Below are 623 nucleotides of genomic sequence, written 5' to 3' on the forward strand. Positions count from 1 at the left end.
GCCGCATTAAGGTGTGAGCGACGCTTGGCTATACTTGAGCGAAGCGAAACTGCCAAGCGTTGCGAATCACTCTTAAATGCTTTGTTATGCTCGTACTCAAAGAAATTGAAGGGCTAAACAAGCAATAAACGCTGGCAGACCGGCGATGAAGAAAACCAAACCTGTCTGGTAGTTCATTCGATAGTGCTCGCGTTCGTCTTTTTCGAAATCATGCCCTTCTACCATTTTGTAAACTTTGTCTGTTCTAGGGTCATCTAACCGAGTCGTCTTACTATGGACTCCACCTTCCCACATTAGCTTCGCCAAAACCCATATAACGATGACAACAAAGAAAAGAAAGTCGACCAACTGAGTAGTAGCAAAGAATGGAACAAACTGGGCTAGAGCGATAACAACAAGAGCCGCTGAGAGGTTAATTAGAACCACTTTTTTGAGTAAATCGAGCAAAATTACCTCCTAGAGCATAACGCCCAATTAACGTGTGAGCAGCGCAGACACTGAACTTAAACACTGCGCCATAAACACTTAACTCAATCCGAAGTGAGAGCGCCAAGCGTTGCGAATCACTGTTGAATTGTTTGTTATGTTTTACCACAAACACATGATTTACTTGAGAAAGAACT

Annotated in this window: 2 protein-coding genes; both read right to left on the reverse strand. The window is 43.2% G+C overall.

The features are described from left to right. Nucleotides 1-96: 96 nt before the first annotated feature. Nucleotides 97-447 carry a hypothetical protein gene (locus VJL_RS26945; protein WP_038882431.1) on the reverse strand — a complete coding sequence of 117 codons (351 nt, stop codon included), beginning with the start codon at nucleotides 445-447 and terminating at the stop codon, nucleotides 97-99. After that, nucleotides 413-623, reverse strand: a 211-nt coding sequence (locus tag VJL_RS30140) for a hypothetical protein (protein ID WP_081635058.1), incomplete at its 5' end; no start/stop codon positions are given. The genes VJL_RS26945 and VJL_RS30140, both read right to left, overlap by 35 nt.

The organism is Vibrio jasicida CAIM 1864 = LMG 25398, assembly GCF_000400365.1.
GTDB classification, from domain to species: Bacteria; Pseudomonadota; Gammaproteobacteria; order Enterobacterales; family Vibrionaceae; genus Vibrio; species Vibrio jasicida.